Source organism: Caulobacter sp. LARHSG274 (genome assembly GCF_052871235.1).
In genome coordinates, this window is record NZ_JBIXJO010000012.1 from 112,885 (window position 1) to 132,868 (window position 19,984).

The 19,984-nt window shown below is 69.9% G+C and carries 16 protein-coding genes; 9 read left to right on the plus strand and 7 right to left on the minus strand.

Annotation, left to right across the window (positions count from 1 at the left end; translation table 11 throughout):
* The first annotated feature begins 13 nt into the window (after nucleotides 1-13).
* Genes ACIPQB_RS18210 through ACIPQB_RS18220 form a run of 3 tightly spaced genes read left to right on the plus strand, consistent with a single transcriptional unit; the run spans nucleotide 14 to nucleotide 7,220 of the window.
* Nucleotides 14-6,196, plus strand: a complete 6,183-nt coding sequence (locus tag ACIPQB_RS18210; protein ID WP_446486667.1) for a YadA-like family protein — start codon at nucleotides 14-16, stop codon at nucleotides 6,194-6,196.
* A gap of 38 nt (nucleotides 6,197-6,234) precedes the next feature.
* Nucleotides 6,235-6,672 carry an outer membrane protein assembly factor BamE domain-containing protein gene (bamE, locus tag ACIPQB_RS18215; protein WP_446486668.1) on the plus strand — a complete coding sequence of 146 codons (438 nt, stop codon included), beginning with the start codon at nucleotides 6,235-6,237 and terminating at the stop codon, nucleotides 6,670-6,672.
* A gap of 17 nt (nucleotides 6,673-6,689) precedes the next feature.
* Nucleotides 6,690-7,220 (plus strand): OmpH family outer membrane protein, encoded by a 531-nt coding sequence (locus ACIPQB_RS18220; protein WP_446486669.1) that lies wholly within the window; start codon nucleotides 6,690-6,692, stop codon nucleotides 7,218-7,220.
* A 4-nt stretch (nucleotides 7,221-7,224) separates the two neighbouring features.
* Here ACIPQB_RS18220 and ACIPQB_RS18225 read toward each other — a convergent pair whose 3' ends face one another.
* The gene (locus tag ACIPQB_RS18225; protein WP_446486670.1) at nucleotides 7,225-7,716 is read right to left on the minus strand and encodes a PaaI family thioesterase; all 492 of its coding nucleotides are present in this window, start codon (nucleotides 7,714-7,716) and stop codon (nucleotides 7,225-7,227) included.
* Nucleotides 7,713-8,513 (minus strand): FadR/GntR family transcriptional regulator, encoded by an 801-nt coding sequence (locus tag ACIPQB_RS18230; protein ID WP_446486671.1) that lies wholly within the window; start codon nucleotides 8,511-8,513, stop codon nucleotides 7,713-7,715. The genes ACIPQB_RS18225 and ACIPQB_RS18230 overlap by 4 nt, the downstream gene beginning before the upstream one ends.
* Before the next feature lie 118 nt (nucleotides 8,514-8,631).
* Here ACIPQB_RS18230 and ACIPQB_RS18235 point away from each other — a divergent pair, with 118 nt between their 5' ends.
* Nucleotides 8,632-9,717 carry an amidohydrolase family protein gene (locus ACIPQB_RS18235; RefSeq protein WP_446486672.1) on the plus strand — a complete coding sequence of 362 codons (1,086 nt, stop codon included), beginning with the start codon at nucleotides 8,632-8,634 and terminating at the stop codon, nucleotides 9,715-9,717.
* Nucleotides 9,718-9,775: 58 nt separating this feature from the next.
* Here ACIPQB_RS18235 and ACIPQB_RS18240 read toward each other — a convergent pair whose 3' ends face one another.
* Nucleotides 9,776-10,603: a metal-dependent hydrolase gene (locus ACIPQB_RS18240; RefSeq protein WP_446486673.1), complete on the minus strand. Its 828-nt coding sequence runs from the start codon at nucleotides 10,601-10,603 to the stop codon at nucleotides 9,776-9,778.
* A 16-nt stretch (nucleotides 10,604-10,619) separates the two neighbouring features.
* On the minus strand, nucleotides 10,620-11,759 hold the full coding sequence (locus ACIPQB_RS18245; RefSeq protein ID WP_446486674.1) for an epoxide hydrolase family protein: 1,140 nt from the start codon (nucleotides 11,757-11,759) through the stop codon (nucleotides 10,620-10,622).
* Between the two features lie 153 nt (nucleotides 11,760-11,912).
* On the opposite strand from ACIPQB_RS18245, the gene ACIPQB_RS18250 reads away from it, so the two are divergent.
* Both ACIPQB_RS18250 and ACIPQB_RS18255 read left to right on the plus strand, forming a co-directional pair.
* The gene (locus tag ACIPQB_RS18250; RefSeq protein ID WP_446486675.1) at nucleotides 11,913-13,073 is read left to right on the plus strand and encodes a sulfotransferase family protein; all 1,161 of its coding nucleotides are present in this window, start codon (nucleotides 11,913-11,915) and stop codon (nucleotides 13,071-13,073) included.
* A 21-nt stretch (nucleotides 13,074-13,094) separates the two neighbouring features.
* Nucleotides 13,095-14,363, plus strand: a complete 1,269-nt coding sequence (locus ACIPQB_RS18255) for an MFS transporter (protein ID WP_446486676.1) — start codon at nucleotides 13,095-13,097, stop codon at nucleotides 14,361-14,363.
* Here the strand turns inward: ACIPQB_RS18255 and ACIPQB_RS18260 are convergent.
* Nucleotides 14,360-15,361 carry a GlxA family transcriptional regulator gene (locus tag ACIPQB_RS18260; protein WP_446486677.1) on the minus strand — a complete coding sequence of 334 codons (1,002 nt, stop codon included), beginning with the start codon at nucleotides 15,359-15,361 and terminating at the stop codon, nucleotides 14,360-14,362. The two genes, ACIPQB_RS18255 and ACIPQB_RS18260, sit on opposite strands and share 4 nt — an antisense overlap.
* 107 nt (nucleotides 15,362-15,468) lie before the next feature.
* Between ACIPQB_RS18260 and ACIPQB_RS18265 the strand changes: the two genes are divergently transcribed.
* Genes ACIPQB_RS18265 through ACIPQB_RS18275 form a run of 3 tightly spaced genes read left to right on the plus strand, consistent with a single transcriptional unit; the run spans nucleotide 15,469 to nucleotide 19,184 of the window.
* Entirely contained in the window at nucleotides 15,469-16,821 is a 1,353-nt protein-coding gene (locus ACIPQB_RS18265) for a hypothetical protein (RefSeq protein ID WP_446486678.1), read from the plus strand.
* Complete coding sequence (locus ACIPQB_RS18270) at nucleotides 16,821-18,215, plus strand: acyl-CoA reductase (protein ID WP_446486679.1); 1,395 nt, start codon at nucleotides 16,821-16,823, stop codon at nucleotides 18,213-18,215. Before ACIPQB_RS18265 ends, ACIPQB_RS18270 begins: the two co-directional genes overlap by 1 nt.
* A 42-nt stretch (nucleotides 18,216-18,257) precedes the next feature.
* Nucleotides 18,258-19,184 (plus strand): TauD/TfdA dioxygenase family protein, encoded by a 927-nt coding sequence (locus tag ACIPQB_RS18275; protein WP_446486680.1) that lies wholly within the window; start codon nucleotides 18,258-18,260, stop codon nucleotides 19,182-19,184.
* Nucleotides 19,185-19,358: 174 nt separating this feature from the next.
* On the opposite strand, the gene ACIPQB_RS18280 is transcribed toward ACIPQB_RS18275, so the two are convergent.
* Both ACIPQB_RS18280 and ACIPQB_RS18285 read right to left on the minus strand, forming a co-directional pair.
* A complete protein-coding gene (locus tag ACIPQB_RS18280; RefSeq protein ID WP_446486681.1) occupies nucleotides 19,359-19,856 on the minus strand; it encodes a MerR family transcriptional regulator in 498 nt (165 codons plus the stop codon).
* Nucleotides 19,853-19,984, minus strand: a 132-nt coding sequence (locus ACIPQB_RS18285; protein ID WP_446486686.1) for an acetyl-CoA carboxylase biotin carboxyl carrier protein subunit, incomplete at its 5' end; no start/stop codon positions are given. The genes ACIPQB_RS18280 and ACIPQB_RS18285, both read right to left, overlap by 4 nt.

A 19,984-nucleotide genomic window follows, 5' to 3' on the forward strand; every position in this document is an offset into this window, starting at 1 on the left:
GGGTTGCGTCACCATGAAGAAACTCGGGTACGTGTCGAAAGAGGGCCGCCGCGGCGCCGGCTTCGTGCGCAACTGGATGGGCGGGGGCGGCCGGGGCTGGTCGCAGCTTCGCCGGCTGATGGCGATCCTGCGCCGGGCCCACCAGGTGCTCGGCGTCCGCCGCAAGGGTCTGGGGCTCGGAACCCTGGGCGTCGGCGGCGGGCTGCGTCCGGCCAGCGCGATCGGCGGCCTGGCTGCGATCCTGGCGCTCGGCCTCTCCGCCCCGGCCCAGGCGCAATATGCGGCCGGCGGCGGTTCGGCGACCGGCGGCAACGCCGTCGCCATCGGCAACGGCGCCGCCACGAACGGCAATAACAGCGTGGCGTTGGGCAGCTCCAACAGCGCAACGGGCGACGGTTCGATCGCCATCGGCTATGCGATGGGGGTCAATGGCCTCAACGCCATAGGCATCGGCGTCTTCGCGAACGCGACCGGCACCAATGCCCTCGCCGTGGGCGGAAACGCCCGCGCCCTCGTGGCCGGCGCATCAGCCTTTGGTGTCAACTCCACTGCAAACGGAGCGAACGCGACCGCCATCGGCTCTACCGCCACGGCTGCCGGCGCCGCCACAGCCGTTGGCGTATCGAGCCAGGCGACCGCCACCAATGCCGTCGCTATCGGCAGCCTCAGCCAAGCGACGGATAGCGCCGCCACCGCTGTCGGCAACGGCGCACGGGCAGCGGGAAACAGTTCGCTCGCGCTGGGCGCCCAAGCCGCTGCTATCGGCAGCAGCACGGTCGCGGTCGGACAAGGCGCCGGCGCCGGTTCCACCGTCGGCAACTCCAGTTCGGTCGCCATGGGCGTCGCGGCCGGCGCGCTGGTGAGCGGCGCGCAGAACACCGCCATCGGCGGCGGCATCCCCAGCGTCATGAGGGGGGCCGGCTCGGGCGTCACGGGAACCCGCAACCTCGCCCTGGGCACCGGCGACGGCACGGTCACCTACGACGGCACCCTGCAGGCAGCCGCGGGCAGCCTCGTCACCGGCAATGACAACGTCGCGATCGGCACCAACGCCGGTATCGGCGTCACCACCAATTCGACGACCTCGATCGGCGCCAATGCGCTCGCTTCCGGCGGGTTCGGCGTCGCGATCGGCACGGCCGCGAAGGCGACCGCCGCCGCGGGCACCGCCGTCGGCAACACGGCTGTCGCCAGCGGTTTGAACGCCTCCTCGTTCGGATCCGGGGCGCAGGCGACGGGAAATAACACCCTCGCGGCCGGCGTCAGCGCCAACGCCAGCGGAATCGGCAGCACCGCGCTGGGCATCGGCGCCACGACCAGCGCCACGAACGCCGTCGCCATCGGCACCTCGGCCTCCGCCTCCGGCTTGAACTCCGTCTATTTCGGGGCGCGCACCGTTGGAACCGGCTCCAGCGGGCAGAGCGCTATCGCCATCGGCACGGACGTGACGGCGTCGCAGGCCGACGCCATCGCGATGGGACGCGCCAGTCAGGCGACCGCCGTCGGCGCCGCGGCGATGGGCCAAGGGGCGCTGGCCACCGGCGCGAACTCCATCTATCTCGGCACGCGCACGGGCGCGGGCACGGGCGCCTTGGCCGCGAACGCCATCGGCATCGGTACGGAGGTGAGAGCGACGGGAGCCGACGCCACGGCGATCGGCCGCGTCGCGATCGCTTCGGGCGCGAGAGCCACCGCCGTCGGCGCGGATGCCTTGGCCAGCGCCACCAACGATGTCGCCCTGGGCTTCAACGCCATAACGGACGGTACGCTGAACGGCGGGACGGGCAGCGCGGTCGCGATCGGGGACAGTTCCTTCGCGGGCGGGTCCAACGCCATCGCCATGGGCACCACCGCGGTGGCCGACACCGCCGACGCCGTGGCCATCGGCACCGGCGCGAACGCCACGGGCGGCAAGGCGGTCGCCATTGGGGCCGGCAATGTCGCCTATGGCGACGGCGCGGTGGCCATCGGCGATCCGAGCTACGCCAGCGGCACGGGGGCCTTCACCGGCGGCGCCAACAACATCGCCAACGCCGACGGCACGGCCAGCGCGACGGCGGCCAATGCGGCCAACGGCGCGGTCGCCATCGGCAACAACAACGTCGCGGTCGGCCAGGGCTCGGTGGCGCTGGGCAACTTCAGCCGCGCGGGCGCCGCTGGCGCGCTGGCCTTCGGCGACACGGCGACCGCCAATAACGCCGGCGATGTGGCCCTGGGCTCGGGCTCGGTCACCGCGACGGCGGTCGGCACGACAAGCACGGTGATCGGCGGCGTGACCTACAATTTCGCCGGCACGGCGACGCCGAGCTCCACGGTGAGCATCGGCGCGGCAGGGGCCGAGCGCACGCTGACCAACCTGGCGGCGGGGCGGATCAACGGCGGCTCCACCGACGCGGTCAACGGCTCGCAGCTGTTCGCCACCAATCAGCAGGTGACGAGCAACACCACGGCGATCGCCAACAACACAGCCGATATCGCCAATCTCAACAACACCGTCACCAACATCAACACCGGCGTCGGCATCAAGTACTTCCACGCCAATTCGACCCTGGCCGACTCCCAGCCGCTGGGGACGAACTCGGTGGCCATCGGTCCGAACGCGGTGGCCAACAACGCCGGGGACGTGGCGATCGGCCTGAATTCGGCCTCCGGCGCCACCACCGTCGTCTCCGGCGCGACCATCGGCGGCGTCAACTATGCGTTCGCCGGGGGCACGCCGAGCGGCGCCTTCTCGATCGGCTCGTCAGGGGCCGAACGCCAGATCCAGAACGTCGCGGCCGGCCGGATCACGGGCGGCTCGACCGATGCGGTCAACGGCTCGCAGTTGTTCGCCACCAACCAGCAGGTGACCAGCAATACGACGGCCATCACCAACCTGGGAACCCAGGTCACGCAGAACACGAGCGACATCACCAACCTGGGCAACCAAGTCACCCAGAACACCACCGACATCGCCAACTTCGGCGGCGCGATCACCAACATCGCCGGCGATACTTCGAGCACCTATACCGACGCCAATGGCGAGGGTATCCGCTACGCCCGCACCAACGAAGTCGGCCTGACCCAAAGCGACGCCTTCGCGCAAGCCGTGGGCTCGACGGCGCTGGGCTACGAAGCGCGCACGACGGCGGGGGATGCGGTGGCGCTGGGCCGCGGGGCCCAGTCCAGCATCCTGGGCGGGATCGCCCTGGGCTCGGGATCGGTCTCAGACCGCGCCATCGCCCCGACCTCGGGCAGCATCATCGTCGGCACCAACCTGGTGCCCTATAACACCAGCGACCTGACGCTGCTGGGCGCCCTGTCGGTCGGCAACGCCACCAGCTATCGCCAGATCACCAATGTCGCCGACGGCACGCTGGACCAGGACGCGGTGACCCTGCGCCAGCTGAAGGGGGCGATGAGCTCGTTCTCGGTGACGCCGATCCAGTATTTCCACGCCAACTCGACGGCGTCGGACTCGCTCGCGGTCGGCGCCGACTCGGTGGCGATCGGTCCGCAGACCACGGTCAACGGCGACAACGGCGTCGGTCTCGGCAACGGCGCGGTCGTCCAGATCACGGCGCCCGGCGGCGTCGCGGTCGGCCAGAACGCGACGGTGAACCTGGCCGACGGCGTGGCGCTGGGGACCAATTCGGTCTCCAACGGCATCCAGGCCCTGGCGCTCGGGGCCGGCGCCAACGCCGGCTTCGCGGGCAGCGTGGCCCTGGGCGCCGGCTCGGCCACCGACGCCGCGGTGGGCACCACGAGCACGGTGATCGGCGGAACGACCTACGCCTTCGCCGGCACGACCCCGGGCTCGACGATCAGCATCGGCGCGGTGGGCGCCGAGCGCACCCTGACCAACCTGGCGGCAGGCCGGATCAACGGCGGTTCGACCGACGCGATCAACGGCTCGCAGCTGTTCGCCACCAACAGCCAGGTGACCGCCAACACCACGGCCATCGGCAACAACACGACCGCCATCACCAACCTGGGCAATCAGGTCACCCAGAACACCAGCGACATCACCAATCTGGGCAATCAGGTCACTCAGAACACCAGCGACATCACCAACCTGGGCAATCAGGTCACCCAGAACACCACCGACATCGCCAACAACACTACGGCGATCAACAACAACACCAGCGACATCACCAATCTGGGAACTCAGGTCACCCAGAACACCACCGACATCGCCAACATGGGCGGCGCGCTGACCAACATCGCCGGCGACACCTCCACCACCTATACCGACGCCAACGGCGTGGGCATCCGCTACGCCCGCACCAACGAAGTCGGGCTGACCCAAAGCGACGCCTTCGCCCAGGCGGTGGGCTCCACCGCGCTCGGCTACGAAGCGCGCACGACGGCGGGCGACGCCGTGGCGCTGGGCCGCGGGGCCCAGTCCAGCATCCTCGGCGGGATCGCGCTGGGGTCCGGTTCGGTCTCAGACCGCGCCATCGCCCCGACCTCGGGCAGCATCGTCGTCGGCACCAACTTGGTGCCCTACAACACCAGCGACCTGACGCTGTTGGGTTCGCTGTCGGTCGGCAACGCCACCAGCTATCGCCAGATCACCAATGTCGCCGACGGCACCCTGGACCAGGATGCGGTGACCTTGCGCCAGCTGAAGGGAGCGATGAGCTCGTTCTCGGTGACGCCGATCCAGTACTTCCACGCCAATTCGACGGCGTCGGACTCGCTGGCGGTCGGCGCCGACTCGGTGGCGATCGGCCCGCGGACCACGGTCAACGGCGACAACGGCGTCGGCCTTGGCAACGGGGCGGTCGTCCAGATCACGGCCCCGGGCGGCGTCGCCCTCGGCCAGAACGCCACGGTCAACCTGGCCGACGGCGTGGCGCTGGGGACCAATTCGGTCGCCAACGGCATCCAGGCCCTGGCCCTGGGGGCCGGCGCCAACGCCAGCTTCGCGGGCAGCGTGGCCTTGGGCGCGGGCTCGACCACCACGGTCGGCGCGCAGACCGGCTATGCCGGCTACGGCCTGGCCGCGCCGCAGACCTCGGTCGGCGAGGTGTCGGTGGGCGGCGCCGGCGCCGAGCGGCAGATCACCCATGTCGCGGCCGGTTCGGCGCCGACCGACGCGGTCAATGTCAGCCAGCTCAACCAAGTGGCCCAGAACACCGCCACCGCCCTGGGCGGCGGCGCGTCCTACAATCCGACCACCGGGACCTATACCGCGCCGACCTATACGGTCGGGGGCGCGACCTACAACAATGTCGGCGACGCCTTGGGCGCCCAGACGACGGCGGTGACCAACCTCGACAACCGGGTGACCACGGTCGAGGGCAATGTCACCAACCTCGGCGGCAGCGTGGCGGCCGGCCTGGGCGGCAATTCCACCTACGACAACACCACGGGAACGGTGACGACCAGCCTCAACGTCGGCGGCAACAACTACAGCAACGTCAACGACGCGCTGCAGGCCCTGAACCAGACGGCGGGGGCGGGGTGGAACATCCAGGCCAATGGCGGCCCGGCCACCAATGTGCCGTCGAACGGCACCCTCAACGTCACGGGCGGCACGAACACCGTGGTGACCCTCAGCGGCAACCAGCTGCAGATCGCCATGGCCGACAACCCGACCTTCAACGGCGTGGTCAACGCCAATGGCGGCCTCGCCGTCGGCCAGAACACCAGCGTCGACATGGGCGGCAATGTGGTCCGCAACGTCGTGGCGGGGGCGGTGACCGCCACCTCGACCGACGCGGTCAACGGCTCGCAGCTCTATCCGACCCAGCAGTTGGCCAGCAATTCGGTGCAGTACGACGCCGGCCACAATGCGGTGACCTTCAATCCGGGCGGCCAGGCCACGACGCTGCACAATGTCGCCGCCGGGGTGGCGCCGACCGACGCGGTCAATGTCCAGCAGCTCAATGACGGGCTGTCGAACGCCGTCGCCACCGCCAACGCCTATACCGACTCGCGGCTGCAGGGCTTCGTGGTCGACGTGTCCAAGGCGCGGCGCGAATCCTTCGCCGGCACCGCCGGCGCGCTGGCGGCGGCGGGCCTGCCCCAGGCCTTCGAGCCGGGCCGCGGCATGCTGGCCCTGGGCGCGGGCACCTATGGCGGGCAATCGGCCTTCGCCCTGGGCCTGTCGCGGGTGATGGACGACGGCCGCACGATCTTCAAGGCCGGCGCGACCTACGACACCCAGGACCGGGCCGGGGCCAATCTCGGCGTCGGCTTCCAGTTCTGATCCCCCATCGCTCATTTGATCCTTCCAAGGAGGACACGATGAAAGCCCAGCGCCTCATCCTCACGATCCTTTCGGGGCTCAGCCTCGCGAGCCCGGCCGCGGCCCTTGCGGGAGACGCCGCGACCCCCTCTGTCGCCACCTATGTGGCGACCGTCGATCCCAACGCGTTCCACGAAGTCCCGGGGGAGCGCGACAAGTTGGGCGTGACGGTCAGTCCCGCGTCCGTGCGGCTGATCACGCCCGGGGTCGACAAGTTCAGCATCTATCCGCTGCTCGGCCCGCCGCATTTCGCCGAGAGCGTCCGGCGGCGGTGGAACTATGTGCTGTTCTTCCCGGTGGCCCCGGGCAGCGTCGACCGGGTGCGCTGCCGGATGGAAATCCGTTTCATACGGCCGCGCGGGCATTACAATGTCACCGTGTCGGAAGTGGTCTGGCAGGAGAAGTCCTGCGCCGACCGGGTGGCGGCGGCGAGCTGACCGGGCGAGGGGGCGAGATGAGATCGATCGGGGTTCTGCTCATCGGCCTGGCGATGCTGGCCGCCGCGCCGGCCTCGGCCCAGACCTTCGGGCCGCCCGTCGCGGGCCTGTGCCTGTTGTCGCGGGCCGGGGCCATCAGCGCCTCGCGCGCCGGCCAGTCGCTGCAGGCCCAGCTGCGCCAGATGCAGGCGTCGCTGAACGCCGACCTGGCGCAGCGGCGCGCCTCGATCGACCAGCAGCGGCGGCTGCTGGAGGCCCAGCAGGGGGTGATCGCGCCGATCGAGTTCCAGCGCCAGCTGGCCGGCCTCAACCAGCAGGCCCAGACCCTGGACCAGCAGCAGAACGCTCGCTTCATCGCCGCCCAGACCCGCGGCCAGCAGCAGGTCGACCGCACGCTCAACGACGCGCTCAGCCGGATCATCACCCGCAACGCCTGCGGCGTGGTGATCGAGCGCGACAACGCCTATGGCTGGAACAACGCCATGGACATCACGCCGGCCACGGCCCGCGAGATGGACGGCGTGCTGCAGGCGGTGACGATCCAGTAGGCGCCTAAGGCGCCTCGCCGATCTGGGTCGCCAGCCATTCCTGGTGGCGCTGGAAATGGCTGGGGTCGCGCTCGGAGAACACGCCGACGGCGCGGCCGAGCAGGGCGCCGGTGGCGGCCAGGGTGATCTCGCCGGCGTTGTGCCAGCGATGGCCGTCGATACGCTCGTTCCACGACCGGCCGAGCAGCGGCTGGTTGATCGGCACGGGCCGCAGGAACTCGACCGTCAGGCTCTTGGTCACCGTCAGGCGCTTGTGCAGCAGGGCGACGCTGCCCAGCATCTCGTCCAGCACCGAGGCGGTCCAGCCGCCATGGGCCACGCCCGGGCCGCCCTCGTGGCCGGAGTCGCATTCCAGGTGGAAGTGGGCGACGCCCTCGGCGTCCAGCCCCTGGCCGCGCAGGCCCAGGCGGCAGCGGCCGCGCGGGATGCAGCTGGCGCACAGGCGCACGCCGTCGCCCAGCGGGGTCAGCTCGATATGGTCCTTGGCGGCGGTCACAGGGCCTCGATCGGTTCGTCGCCGACGCCGATCTCGGCGGTCAGGCGCTGCTGGGCCTCCAGCATCCGCGTCCACAGGGCCTCGGCCTCGGCGGCGCGGCCGGCCTCGAGGTGGTCGACGACCTCGCGCTTGACCTCGACATGGCGGACCATGCCGGCCCGCGAGCGGGGCGCGTGCTGGACCCAGGTGTCGCCGACCAGCTCGGTCTGGGCCTGGATCAGGTCGCGCAGGGTCAGGAGCTCCAGGGCGATCAGCCGGTTGGGGCAGACCTCGGCCAGGACGGCGTAGAAATCCTCGTGCGCCCGGCTGAAGGCGCGGACGTCGTCGACCGCCTCGCCCTGCAACTGGACCTCGGCCTGCAGGCGAGCGATCGCCTCGGGCGACAGCTTGCCGGCCATGAAGCCGATCAGCCGAGGCTCCAAGGCGATGCGGGCCTCGTTCAGCTCGGCGTGGGTGGTGCCGTGGGCCTGCAGGTAGATGCCGGTCGATTCCGAGACCATGCGCGCCTCGGGCAGCGAGAACCGCGCCCCGCCGAACGCGCCGCGCGCCACCTTGACCAGGTGCTGGGTCTCCAGGATCCGCACCGCCTCGCGGATGGTCGGGCGCGAGACGCCGAACCGCTCGCGCAGCTCGGTCTCGGAGGGCAGGGCGTCGCCGGGCTGCGGGCGCGAGCGCAGCAGCTCGCGCCGCAGCCAGCGGGCGATGACCTCCGAGGTCTTGGGCACGTGCAGGGCGCTGCCCTCGACCCGGGCGTCGGGCGACCAGCGGCTGGGGGTTTTGGGATCGTGCCGGCTCAATCGTTCATCCTCGAGACCCTGGCAGCCTGGCCTGTGTCGGTGTCCGCGTCAATTATATATATTATTGACCAATGGCGGAGTCGGAGGGATGATGGGGCCCAGGTAGGAGACCATCATCATGACCACCGGCGACAAGATCTGGGTGAACTCAGGCGACAGCCACGTCTGGGAGCCCAAGACGCTCTGGACCGACAATCTGCCGCCGTCGCTGAGGACGCGCGGCCCGCACATGGTCCGCGACGGCAAGCACGACATCTATGTGGTCGACGACGAGAAGGTGTTCTTCGCCGCCGCCTCGATGATCGACGCCATCACCCCGCCCGGCTCGGAGAACCTCGATCTGCGGCTGGCCGACCTGGACGAGCAGGGCATCTGGGCCGAGGTCGTCTTCCCGTCGGTGGGCATCTGGCTGTCGGTGATGAAAGACCGCCAGCTGATGCACGAGTCGGTGAAGGTCTATAACGACTGGGCCCACAGCGACATGCTCAAGCGCTCCGACCGCCTGCTGGCCACGGCGCTGATCTCGGTGCTCGACTTCGACGACGCCGTCGAGGAGACCAAGCGCGTGGCGGCCCTGGGCTTCAAGTCGATCTGCCTGCCGGCCACCCTGCCCAGCCATCTCGAATACAACATGCCCGAATTCGACCGAATCTGGCAGGTCTGCGAGGAGGCCGGGATGGTGGTGTGCTTCCACGTCGGCACCGGCACCTCGAACCTGATCGTCACCCGCGGGGCCGGCGGGGCCCTGATCAACTACTGGGAAACCACCGTGCCGGTGCAGCGCAGCGTCGTGCACATGATCTCGGGCGGCGCCCTGGACCGGTTCCAGAAGCTGAAGATCATGACCGCCGAGGCCGGCGTCGCCTGGGTGCCGGCCACGGGCGACCGCCTCGACGAGGCCTATCGCCAGCACAACAAGTACGCCCATCCCAAGCTGTCGCGCCTGCCCAGCGAGATCATCAAGCAGCAGGTCTATTCGTCGTTCCAGCACGACGTCACGGCCCTGCCGGCGGTGATCGCCCACGACTATCAGAACGCGCTGTGGGGCTCGGACTATCCGCACCTGGAGGGCACCTATCCGCATACCCAGGAAGTGCTGCACCAGCTGTTCGACCACGTCCCGCCGGCGGTCCGTCGCCGCGTGACCCTGGGCGCCTTCGAGGAGCTGTTCGGCATCGGCATGCCGGTGGCGCTGGCCGCCTGATCTTCGTCAGGACACAGACAAAAGCCGCCAGGATCCGGTCCTGGCGGCTTTTCTATTGTCAGACCGTCCGCGCCTCGAAGCCTTCCAGGTAACGGGCCAGGGCCGGCGGGACCTTCTTCTTGCCGGGATTGTAGAAGGGCGACAGCACCATCAGCAGCTTGGGGACCATCAGCCGGGCGTAGGTCTTCTTGAAATGGGCCTCGCGCGCCAGGGACTGCTTGACCTCTTCCGGAGTCATGCGAGACCGGTCGACCGACAGCAGATAGTCGGCGGCCCGCCGCGAATAGCCGCCCAGGTGCTTGAGGGCGAAGAAGAAGCCGTAGAGCCGATAGAAATAGCCGGCCACCGGGTTCTTGCGGGCGAACAGGGTCTGGTAGATGTCGAAGGCGACGCTGCGGTGCTCGAACTCCTCGGCCAGGTGCCAGCGCCACAGTTCCGAGCCGGGATTGGGCTCGCTGGCCTCGAATTCCGCCAGCTTGCCGTCGAACACCACCTGGGCCATGCCCGAGCCCAGGGCCTCGAAGCCCTCGGCATAGGCGCAGTTGAACTTCAAGGACTTGTTGGCCAGGAAGTCCTCGTAGGTGGTCTCCAGCTCGGCCTCGAACGTCTTGATGCCGTCATAGCCGGCGGCGTGCAGCTGCTTGTTGAAGAGGTCGTGCTGCTTGCAGTGCTGGGCCTCCTGCTTGATGAAGATCACCAGGTCGCGGTCCAGCGGGCTGTCCTTCTGGTCGAGCACCTGCCGGGCCTGGATCATGATCTTGACCAGGAACGGCTCGACATAGGACGGGATGGTCGAGGCGGCGTTGCGCGCCTGGACATATTCGATATGGGGCGACCAATGCGGCGGGGTGTCGGCATAGCCCCACTTGGGATAGCGGACCTTCATGGCGCGGCTCCTGCGGTCATAGGCTGAGAAAGAACTGACGGACGTCGTCGGCGAAGGCCTCGGGCTCTTCGAAGGCTGCGAAATGGCCGCCGGCCGGCATGTAAGCCAGGCGGACCAGGTTCCAGTTGCGGGCCATGGCGGCGCGCGGCGCGGCCGGCAGGAACTCGGCCGGATAGAGGCCGACGGCGGTCGGCGCGGTGACCTTCAGGCCCGACAGCTGGCCGGCGGCCGCCTCGGCCGCGGTCCCGGCGTACATCCAGATCGACGACGAGACCGCGTCATTGACCAGATAGAGCATCAGGTTGGTGATCAGCTGGTCCTTGCTGAACCGGCTCTCGATGTCGCCGCCGGTGTCGGCCCAGCCGTGGAACTTCTCGATCACCCAGGCGGCGAAGGCGACCGGGCTGGCGGTCAGGGCCGCGCCGATCGTCTGCGGCTTGGTCATGTGCTCGAACATGTAGGCGGACTCGCGCCGCTGGACCGCCTCGTAGGCGGCGCGCCAGGCGACCTCGCCCTCGACGGCCTGGTCGGCGGGGACGGGCAGCGGGATGCACAGGTTCAGGTGCAGGCCGGCGACGTGCTCGGGCGCGTCATGGGCCAGCCAGCTGGACACCGGGCTGCCGAAGTCGCCGCCTTGCACGAAGAACCGCTCGTAGCCCAGGCGCTCGACCATCAGCACGCGCCACATCTGCGCCACCCGGCGCGGACCGATCGGGGCCGTCGGTCGGGTGGAGAAGCCGAAGCCGGGCAGGGACGGGATCACCAGGTCGAAGCCGTCCTCGGCCCGGCCGCCGAAGCGCTCGGGAAAGGCCAGCCGCTCGGCGGCCTGGTCGAACTCCAGGATCGAGCCTGGCCAGCCGTGGGTCATCAGGATCGGGCCGCGGCCGCCCGATCCGCGGATGTGCTGGAAGCGCACGTCGACGTCGTCGATGCGGACGCTGAACTGGGCGAAGCGGTTGAGATGCGCCTCCCAGCGCCGCCAGTCATAGGTCTCCAGCCAGTAGTCGATCAGTTCGCGCAGATAGGCGGCGTCGACGCCATAGGCCCAGCCCGACCCGGGCGGCGCATAGGTGATGTCCGCCGCCCGCAGGCCCGCGCGGATGTGCTGCAGGCGCGCCTCCGGCACGGCGATCTCGAAGGGCGTTGGAGCGTCCATGCGCCACCATGACTCGTCATTTCCCGGTCATGGAAACCCATTGGCGCGGTTATCACGAACGCGATGCCTTGGGCCGGGGCGGTGACGCCGCCGACCCGCCGGCCCTAGGCTTCGTCACAAGCCGCGGAACAGGCGGCGCGTGGAGGAATGCTCATGTCGCACCCGCTGGACGCCGACAGCCTGATGAGCGCCGCCCAGGACTCGACCGGCCTGATCGACTGGGGCGGCGACGTTTTCCGCGAGCCGCTCGACGTCTTGTCGCTGGACCTGATCGCCCACGCCAATCTCAACGCCCTCGGCGTCGAGCGGGCCCGGCGGCGGCTGGTCGACAACCTCAAGGGCCGGCTGCTGCTGGCCGAGGACCGCAAGCGGTTCCCCGCCATCGCCGACGAGGCGATCGTCAAGCCGATCTTCGTGGCTGGCCTGCCGCGGGCCGGATCGACCTTCTTCCACAACCTGCTGGCCGCCGATCCCGCCAACCGCTCGCCGCGGATGTGGGAGATCATGTTCCCGTCGCCGCCGCCGCTGGAAGAGACCTACACGAGCGATCCCCGCATCGAGGCCTGTCGCGACGCCCTCGACTTCGAGGGCTTCCTGTCGCCGGCCATGCAGGGCATCCACCCCTACGGCCCGGAGCGCCCGGAGGAGTGCAACTTCCTGTGGGAGATGTCGCTGCTGACGGTCAACTACCCGGCCTGGTGGAACGTCCCCAACTACGCCAAGCTGCTCTATTCCATCGACATGAAGCCGGTCTACGAGGAGCAGAAACGCGCCCTCCAGCACCTGCAGCACCGCTTCAAGCGCGACCGATGGGTGCTCAAGACCCCGGCCCATGACTGGTGGATGCGCGACTTGGTCGAGGTGTTCCCCGACGCCGGGGTGGTGCTGTGCCATCGCGATCCGGCCAAAGTGCTGGCCTCGCTGTCCAACAACCTGGCGGTCAATTACGGCCTGTTCTCGAACGTCACGCCGGCCGGCTCGTTCGGCATGCTCGAACGCCAGTCGCAGTCGATGCGCCGCGCCGCCCAGGTGCGCAACGAGCGTCCGGACCAGTTCTTCGACGCCCACTACCTGGAGGTCCAGGCCGATCCGCTGAGGGAGCTGGCCCGCTGCTACGCCCAGTTCGGCGTGAGCTTCACGCCCGAGCGCGCCGCGGCGGTCGAGGCCTGGATGGCCGCCGACCGCGAGGCTCACGCCCGGGGACCGCGCCATGCCTATTCGATGGAGGCGTTCGATCTCGACTACGCCAGCATCGACCAGGTCATGGGCGGCTACATCCGCGATTTCAATGTCCGGCTCGAACGCGCCGCCTGAGCGCGTCGAAAGGCGACACCGATGGTAACTTTTGACGAGGCGCCGATGTTCGACCAGACCGCCAAGGCCGAATGGCGCGCCCATTGGAAAGTGGTGCTGGGCACCTTCATCGCCATGGGCCTGGGCTATGGCGGCTGGTCGTTCACCTCCAGCCAGTTCGTCCAGCCGCTGCAGGCGGCGTTCGGCTGGAGCCGGGGCCAGATCGCCCTGGCCTTCCAGGTGGCCCTGTTCGCCGGCCTGGCCGCGCCGCTGTTCGGCCGGCTGATCGACCGGGTCGGGGTGCGGCCGGTGCTGTGCACCTGCCTGGCCCTGGTCGGGGCCAGCTACCTGCTGATCGCCCACAGCGGCGGCAACTACGCCCTGTTCGTCGCTGCCTACGGCCTGTTGGTCTTCGCCGGCATGGGCACGACGGGCGTGGCCTTCACCCGCGCCGTGGCCGGCTGGTTCACCACTTCGCGGGGCACGGCGCTGGCGGTGTCGCGGATCGGCTATTCCCTGGCCGGGGCCTTCATGCCGATCGCCGCCTATCATGTCATCAAGACCCATGGCTGGCAGGCCGGCTACTACCTGCTGGCCGCCGTCGCCCTGCTGGTGGCCCTGCCGATCAGCTGGTTCCTGGTCCGCGACCGGCGCGAGGCGGTGGAGCTGAACAGCCAGGGCAAGCCGATCTCGATCCTTAATCCGGCCCTGTGGCTGGCCCTGGTTTCGGACTACCGCGTCCTGCTGGTCTGCGCCGCGGCGGCCCTGACCTACGGACCTTGCGTGGGCATCCTCAGCCAGCTGCAGCCGATGCTGACCGACAAGGGCCTGCCGGCCGGCGTCGCCGCCCAGTACAGCGCGTTGCTGGCCATCTCCGTGGTGGTCGGCACCCTGACGACCGGACTGCTGGTCGACCGGATCTGGGCCCCGGCGGTCGGCTGCGCCTTCACCCTGCTGCCGGTGGTCGGCATCGCCCTGCTGCTGCCCGGCACGCCGACCCCAGTGATGGCGGGCCTGGGCCTGGTGCTGATCGGCCTGGCCCAGGGGGCGGAGATCGACGTGATCGCCTTCATCATCGCCCGCTATTTCGGCATGAAGTCGTTCGCCGCCATCTACGGCCTCAGCACCCTGTTCATCGCCGCCTTCGCCGCCCTGGGCGGCATCGCCTTCGGCTTCGCCTTCGACCACTTCAAGTCCTACAACCAGGCCCTGGTCGGCGCCGCCGTCTTGTTCGCCGTGGCCGCCGGCGCCTATCTGCTGCTCGGCCGCTATCCGGCCGAGCCGGGGGTGAGGGCGCGCAGGCCGCTTTAGGTCGACGCGCCGCTCCGGGCCCGGCGGCGGTACTCGCCCGGGGTCAGGCCGGTGTGCTTGCGAAACAGGCTCTTGAAGAACCGCGGATCGGCATAGCCGACCAGGTAGCCGACCCGGTCCACCTTGCGGTTCGAACGGGCCAGCATCCGCTTGGCCGCCTCGACGCGCAGCCGCTGCAGATAGTCGACCGGCGTCATGCCCAGGCTGGCCGTGAACCGCCGCGACAGGGTGCGGGGATGGACCGCCATCGCCGCCGACAGGTCGGCCATCTGCGGCTTCTGGGCGAAGCGCAGCTGCAGCCAGTGGGCGGCCCGCTTCACCAGTTCGTCCTCGCGCAGCACCGTGGGCGAGAAGGCCAGGGCCGGGTCGGGCCCGTCGGGATAGCGGTCGATGCCGGTGATCCGCTCGATCCAGGTCGCCACGTCCGGCGACATGATCGCCTCGATGATCCGCACCGCCAGGGCCGGCTCGGCGGCGTGGGGCCCGGCCAGGAACAGGTCGTCATGCACCTGCACCTGGCGCGCGACGTCGAAGGTCAGGTGCGGGTGGAGCCGCGCCATCGCCCGTTCGAGCCACCAGGGCAGGGGAACCACGACGTCGGCGAGCACGCCGGCCCGGGCCAGGACCGCAATGCCGCTGCCGCTCGCCGCCAGCCGGACGCCCTGGCGGTGCGCCGCGGCGGCCCAGTCGCTGACGGCGTGCAGCGGTTCCAGCCGGGCGGCCAGGGCCTCGGGCTTGCCGATCGCGAACGGGGCGACATAGATCAGGTCATAGGGCCCCGAGTGCAGTCCCTCGTCGACCGCCAGCAGTCGCCCGTTCTCGGCCCGCACCGCCTCGCCGGAGGCCGAGACCAGCCGCACGTCGAGGGTCGGCGGCAGCGCCTCGCGCTCGCCGTACTGCTGCTCGGTGTAGCGATTGGCCAGGCTCAGGCCGTCGGCCAGCTCGAACACCGCATTGGTCAGGACTCCGTCGGCGACGACGATGGCGACGCGCGGCATCGGCTTTCTCCCGTCGTGTCCGTTTCAGCGACCTGATTGTCCAGATCGCCACTGCACCGTCGGCCCTTGGAGGATCATCGTCAAAGAAAAATTGGGAGCGCCAGGACATGTCGGTTCGATCGGAATTGGTGGACGCGGCCGTCCACGAGGATGTCTTCGACCGGTCGTATCCCGACCTCGAAGCCCGCCAGCTGGAGGCCGCCCGCGAACTGTTCGCCGAGCGCCGCCAGCAGATCCCGGTCCTGCGCCGCCGCGCCGCCGAGAGCGGGGTCGACGAGATCCGCAGCCTCGACGACCTAGTGCCGCTGCTGTTCGCCCACACCTCCTACAAGTCCTATCCCGCCAGCTTCGTCGAGCAGGGGCGGTGGGACCGGCTGCTGCAGTGGCTGCAGACCCTGTCGACCCAGACGGTGACCGATGTCGACGTCGAGGGCGTCACGGACGTCGACGACTGGATGGACCGCCTGCGCGCCGCCGGCCACATGGTGCTGGCCACCAGCGGCTCCAGCGGCAAGGTCTCGTTCCTGAACCACACCCGCGGCGACTCCGAGAAGAAGCAGCGCCACTATCGCCGCATGAGCGGCTGGCCCTACGTCAAGGCCGACAACAGCCGGGTGGTGTTCCTGACCAGCCCGTCGAAGGGGCCCAACAGCGCCATCGAGGCCGCCGTCAATTCGGCCGCCGTCTGGGCCCGCCCCGGCGAGGCCCACTTCCTGACCGACGAGCCGCTGCGCCTGGCCGAGATCAGCGCCTCGGCCGCCCTCAACAAGCGCATGGCCGAGGGTCTGGCGACGCCGGGCGAGATCGCCGCCGCCCAGGAACGGGCCCGGGCCCGGGGCGAGCGGATGGGCGCGGCCCTCGACGTCTTCGTCGACAAGCTGCTGGCCCACCGCCACGAGCCGATCGTGGTCTCGGCCCTGTGGGCCCAGCACATGGCGATCATCGACCGCGCCAAGGCCCTGGGGGTCGAGGACGGCGGCTTCCACCCCGACAGCCTGGTCAGCGCCGGCGGCGGGCTGAAGGGGGTGACCCTGCCCGACGACTACAAGGAACGGGTCGACCGCTTCTACGGCAAGGTCATCCGCAACAACGCCTATGGCATGACCGAGATGGCCCAGACCTGTCCCAAGTGCCAGTGCGGCCGCTATCACCGGCCGCCGGGTCTGATCTGGCTGCTGCTGGACCGCGACGGCGAGCGCCTGCTGACCGCAGAGGATGGCGAGGATGGCGAGGACGGCGTGGTCGAGGGCCGGTTCGCCTTTCTGGACCTGCTCTACGAGGGGCGCTGGGGCGGGCTGATCAGCGGCGACAAGGTGACGATCGACTTCAAGGACTGCCCCTGCGGCCGGCCCGGCCCGACCATCCTGGACACCATAAGCCGCTACGCCCAGGCCGGCGAGAGCGACCACATCGGCTGCGCCGGCACCATCGACGCCTATATCCGCGGAGCCGTGGCCTGATGAACGCGATCCTTCCCCCCGCCGCGGCGCCCGCCCGCGTCCGCCATGTCGTCAAGGGCCAGGCCGTCGAGGGCGACGGTCCCGAATACGGCCGCGCGCCGCATCGCTTCACCACCCCGCCGCTGGACGTCGGCGCCCTGGTCTGGCCGCGCCCGACTCCGACCCCCGCCGCCGACGTGCCGGTGGATGAGATCATCGACGTGCTGGTCGCCACCGGCGAGGTCCTCAGGCGCGACGCCTCCGGCGCCCTGGCCCAGGCGATGGAGCACAGCGTCGCCGCCGGCTTCTACCCCCGCGACCTGGTCGAGACCTCCTTCGCCCACCTGGGCCACATGTTCAGCCGCGCCTCGATGGAGTTCATGATCGCCCAGGAGATCGGCGGCAAGGACCTGCTGGACGGCTGGCGCGAGGTGGCGACGCCGTCGGGGCGGCCGGCCCGGGTGCGGGCCTTCCCCTGCCGGCTGCTGCACGTGATCGCCGGCAATTCGCCCGGCGTGGCCGCCAACACCGTAATCCGCGGGGCCCTGACCAAGGGCGCGCACCTGCTGAAGCTGCCGTCGAACGAGCTGTTCAGCGCCCCGGCCATCCTGGCCGCCCTGTCCGAGGCCGCGCCCGGCCACCCGGTGGCCCGGTCGTTCTCGGCCGCCTATTGGCGCGGCGGCGACGAGGCGGTCGAGGGCCTGCTGTTCCGGCCGCAATATTTCGACAAGATCGTCGCCTGGGGCGGCGAAAGCACCATCAAGGGCGCGCTGAAACATGTCGGGCCCGGCCTGGAACTGGTGGCCTTCGACCCCAAGACCTCGATCTCGCTGATCGGCCGCGAGGCCTTCGCCTCCGAGGCGGCGCTGGAGGCGGCGGCCGAGGCCGGGGCCCACGACGCCACGATCATGAACCAGGAGGCCTGCACCGCCAGCCGCTTCCAGTTCATCGAGGGCTCGCTCGACCAGGTCGACCGCTATTGCGAACGGCTGCAGGCCAGGCTGGGCGAGGGCCGTCGGTCGGCCTCGGCCGAGCCGCGCCCGCTCGCCCGCGGCCTGCGCGACGAGATCGACGGCCTGCGCGACCTGGAGGACTACTACCGGGTCTGGGGCGGCTATGAGGGGCGCGGCCTGGTGATCCGCTCGGACGAGGCGGTCGACTTCTATCCCGAAGGCAAGGTCGTCAACGTCGTGGCCGTCGAGCGGCTGGAGGACGCCCTCCGCCATGTCAATGTCGCCACCCAGACCGTCGGGGTCTATCCGCCGCAGCGCAAGGGCGCCCTGCGCGACCTGCTGGCTGCGGCCGGCGCCCAGCGCATCGTCTCGCTCGGCGCGGCGACCCCCGAGATCGGCCTGCCGCACGACGGCTTCTATCCGCTCCACCGCTTCGTCCGGTGGGTCAATGACGAGGGCTGACGCGGCCCTGGACGCGATCACCCCCAATCGGAGGACACGACCATGAAACTCTATCCCCACCTGCCGTTCGGCGCCGACGTCACCGACATCGACCTGCGCGACCTCTCCGCCGAGGACGGCAAGGCCCTCGTCGACGCCCTGGCCGAGCACCACGTCCTGCGCGTCCGCGGCCAGGACCTGACCAAGGGCGAATACGACCGGTTCGGCCGGCTGTTCGGGGCGCCGATCGACTTCTTCTTCACCAAGGACCTGGATCCGGACTATCCAGCCCTGATCACGATCTCCAACTCGCCGGACCACGACATGGGCCGCCGCGACGGCGCCTCGTTCTGGCATACGGACGGCTCTTACGAATATGTGCCGGCCTTCACGACCATGCTCTATGCGATCGAGGCGCCGGTCGAGGGCGGCGAGACCCGCTTCACCGACCTGACCGCCGCCTATGAGGCGCTGCCGGCGGCGATCCGGGACCGGATCGACACGCTCGACGCCCAGCACATGCTGGTCGGCGGCAAGCGCGGGCCCGACGAGACTCCAATCAAGCTCGACCCCGACGCGGCCGACCGCGACGGCGGCGTGCGGGCCAGGAAGCGGGCCGCCGAGCGGCCCCGCCACCCGCTGGTCATCACCCACCCGATCAGCGGCCGGCGCAATCTCTACGCCGTCGCCGGCACGCCCTACGGCGTCGAGGGCCTGGACCCGGAGGAGGGCGAGGCCCTGCTGGAGATGCTGAAGACCCACGCGGTGTCGCGGCGCTTCAACATCGCCTTCAAGGCCGAGGTTGGCGACGTGCTGATCTGGGACAACCTGGCGACCCTGCACCGGGCCACGCCGATCGAATATTCCGCTGAGGAAGGCAAGCGCCGCCGCCTGCTGCGGATCAGCACCAAGGGCCTGCCGCCGATCTATGGCGACCGCGCGCCGCTGTTCGTCGCGCCCGAAGGCCACGCTTCGATCAAGCTGGCCTGACGCGGGAAAGCAAGATGAGGGCGCTCATCTTACTTCCGTCTCCCCGGCGAAGGCCGGGGCCCAGATCGTAGGGCTGTGTGTTTCGGATAAGCGGCCAGTACGACGGCTGAACCTGGGCCCCGGCCTTCGCCGGGGAGACGGGGCAAAATTAATTCAGCCTTCGATCATCGCGCCTCAGCCGGCGGGGAGGCGCGCCAGATAGGCGAGCGTGGCTTCCCGCTGGTCGTCGAGGGCGGCCAGGTGGTCGGCCAGGCGCGTGCGCAGGGCCGAGGACGGCGGCGAGATCTCCGAGGCCAGCTCGGCGATCTCGGAGATCGCCAGGCCCAGGCTCTTGAGCTCGACGATGGCGCGCAGGGTGGCCCTGGCGGTCTCGTCCAGCGTGCGCATGTTCTTGGCCCCGCGCCCGCAGGCGATCAGGCCCATCTCCTCATAGAGGCGGATGGCGCGCATGGTCAGGCCCAGCTGCAGGCTGACCTCGCGGATGGTCGAGGCGGTCGGCGCGATCTGGCGCAGCGGCCGGGCGGGCGAGGGCGTCGTCGGTGTGGGGGTCAAGGGCTGGGATCCGGCTGGGCTGTGACGGGACTGCTGGAGGCCGCGGCGGCGGTGGCGTTCGAGCAGGGCGAGGGCGGCCTTGGTCCGGGGGCCGGGAATGATCAGGCTGCTGTCCATCATCCGAACTCCACCAGGACCTCGTCGGCGGCGACGGGGTCTCCGGCCTTGGCGTTGACGGCCTTGACGGTGCCGTCGCGCTCGGCGCGGATGATGTTCTGCATCTTCATGGCCTCCAGCACGCAGACCAC

Bases quoted from the DNA above. Each gene is read 5' to 3' on its own strand.
- ACIPQB_RS18210 (WP_446486667.1), top strand. From the start codon at position 14: ATGAAGAAACTCGGGTACGTGTCGAAAGAGGGCCGCCGCGGCGCCGGC.
- bamE (WP_446486668.1), top strand. From the start codon at position 6,235: ATGAAAGCCCAGCGCCTCATCCTCACGATCCTTTCGGGGCTCAGCCTC.
- ACIPQB_RS18220 (WP_446486669.1), top strand. From the start codon at position 6,690: ATGAGATCGATCGGGGTTCTGCTCATCGGCCTGGCGATGCTGGCCGCC.
- ACIPQB_RS18235 (WP_446486672.1), top strand. From the start codon at position 8,632: ATGACCACCGGCGACAAGATCTGGGTGAACTCAGGCGACAGCCACGTC.
- ACIPQB_RS18240 (WP_446486673.1), bottom strand. From the start codon at position 10,603: ATGAAGGTCCGCTATCCCAAGTGGGGCTATGCCGACACCCCGCCGCAT.
- ACIPQB_RS18245 (WP_446486674.1), bottom strand. From the start codon at position 11,759: ATGGACGCTCCAACGCCCTTCGAGATCGCCGTGCCGGAGGCGCGCCTG.
- ACIPQB_RS18250 (WP_446486675.1), top strand. From the start codon at position 11,913: ATGTCGCACCCGCTGGACGCCGACAGCCTGATGAGCGCCGCCCAGGAC.
- ACIPQB_RS18255 (WP_446486676.1), top strand. From the start codon at position 13,095: ATGGTAACTTTTGACGAGGCGCCGATGTTCGACCAGACCGCCAAGGCC.
- ACIPQB_RS18260 (WP_446486677.1), bottom strand. From the start codon at position 15,361: ATGCCGCGCGTCGCCATCGTCGTCGCCGACGGAGTCCTGACCAATGCG.
- ACIPQB_RS18265 (WP_446486678.1), top strand. From the start codon at position 15,469: ATGTCGGTTCGATCGGAATTGGTGGACGCGGCCGTCCACGAGGATGTC.
- ACIPQB_RS18270 (WP_446486679.1), top strand. From the start codon at position 16,821: ATGAACGCGATCCTTCCCCCCGCCGCGGCGCCCGCCCGCGTCCGCCAT.
- ACIPQB_RS18275 (WP_446486680.1), top strand. From the start codon at position 18,258: ATGAAACTCTATCCCCACCTGCCGTTCGGCGCCGACGTCACCGACATC.
- ACIPQB_RS18280 (WP_446486681.1), bottom strand. From the start codon at position 19,856: ATGATGGACAGCAGCCTGATCATTCCCGGCCCCCGGACCAAGGCCGCC.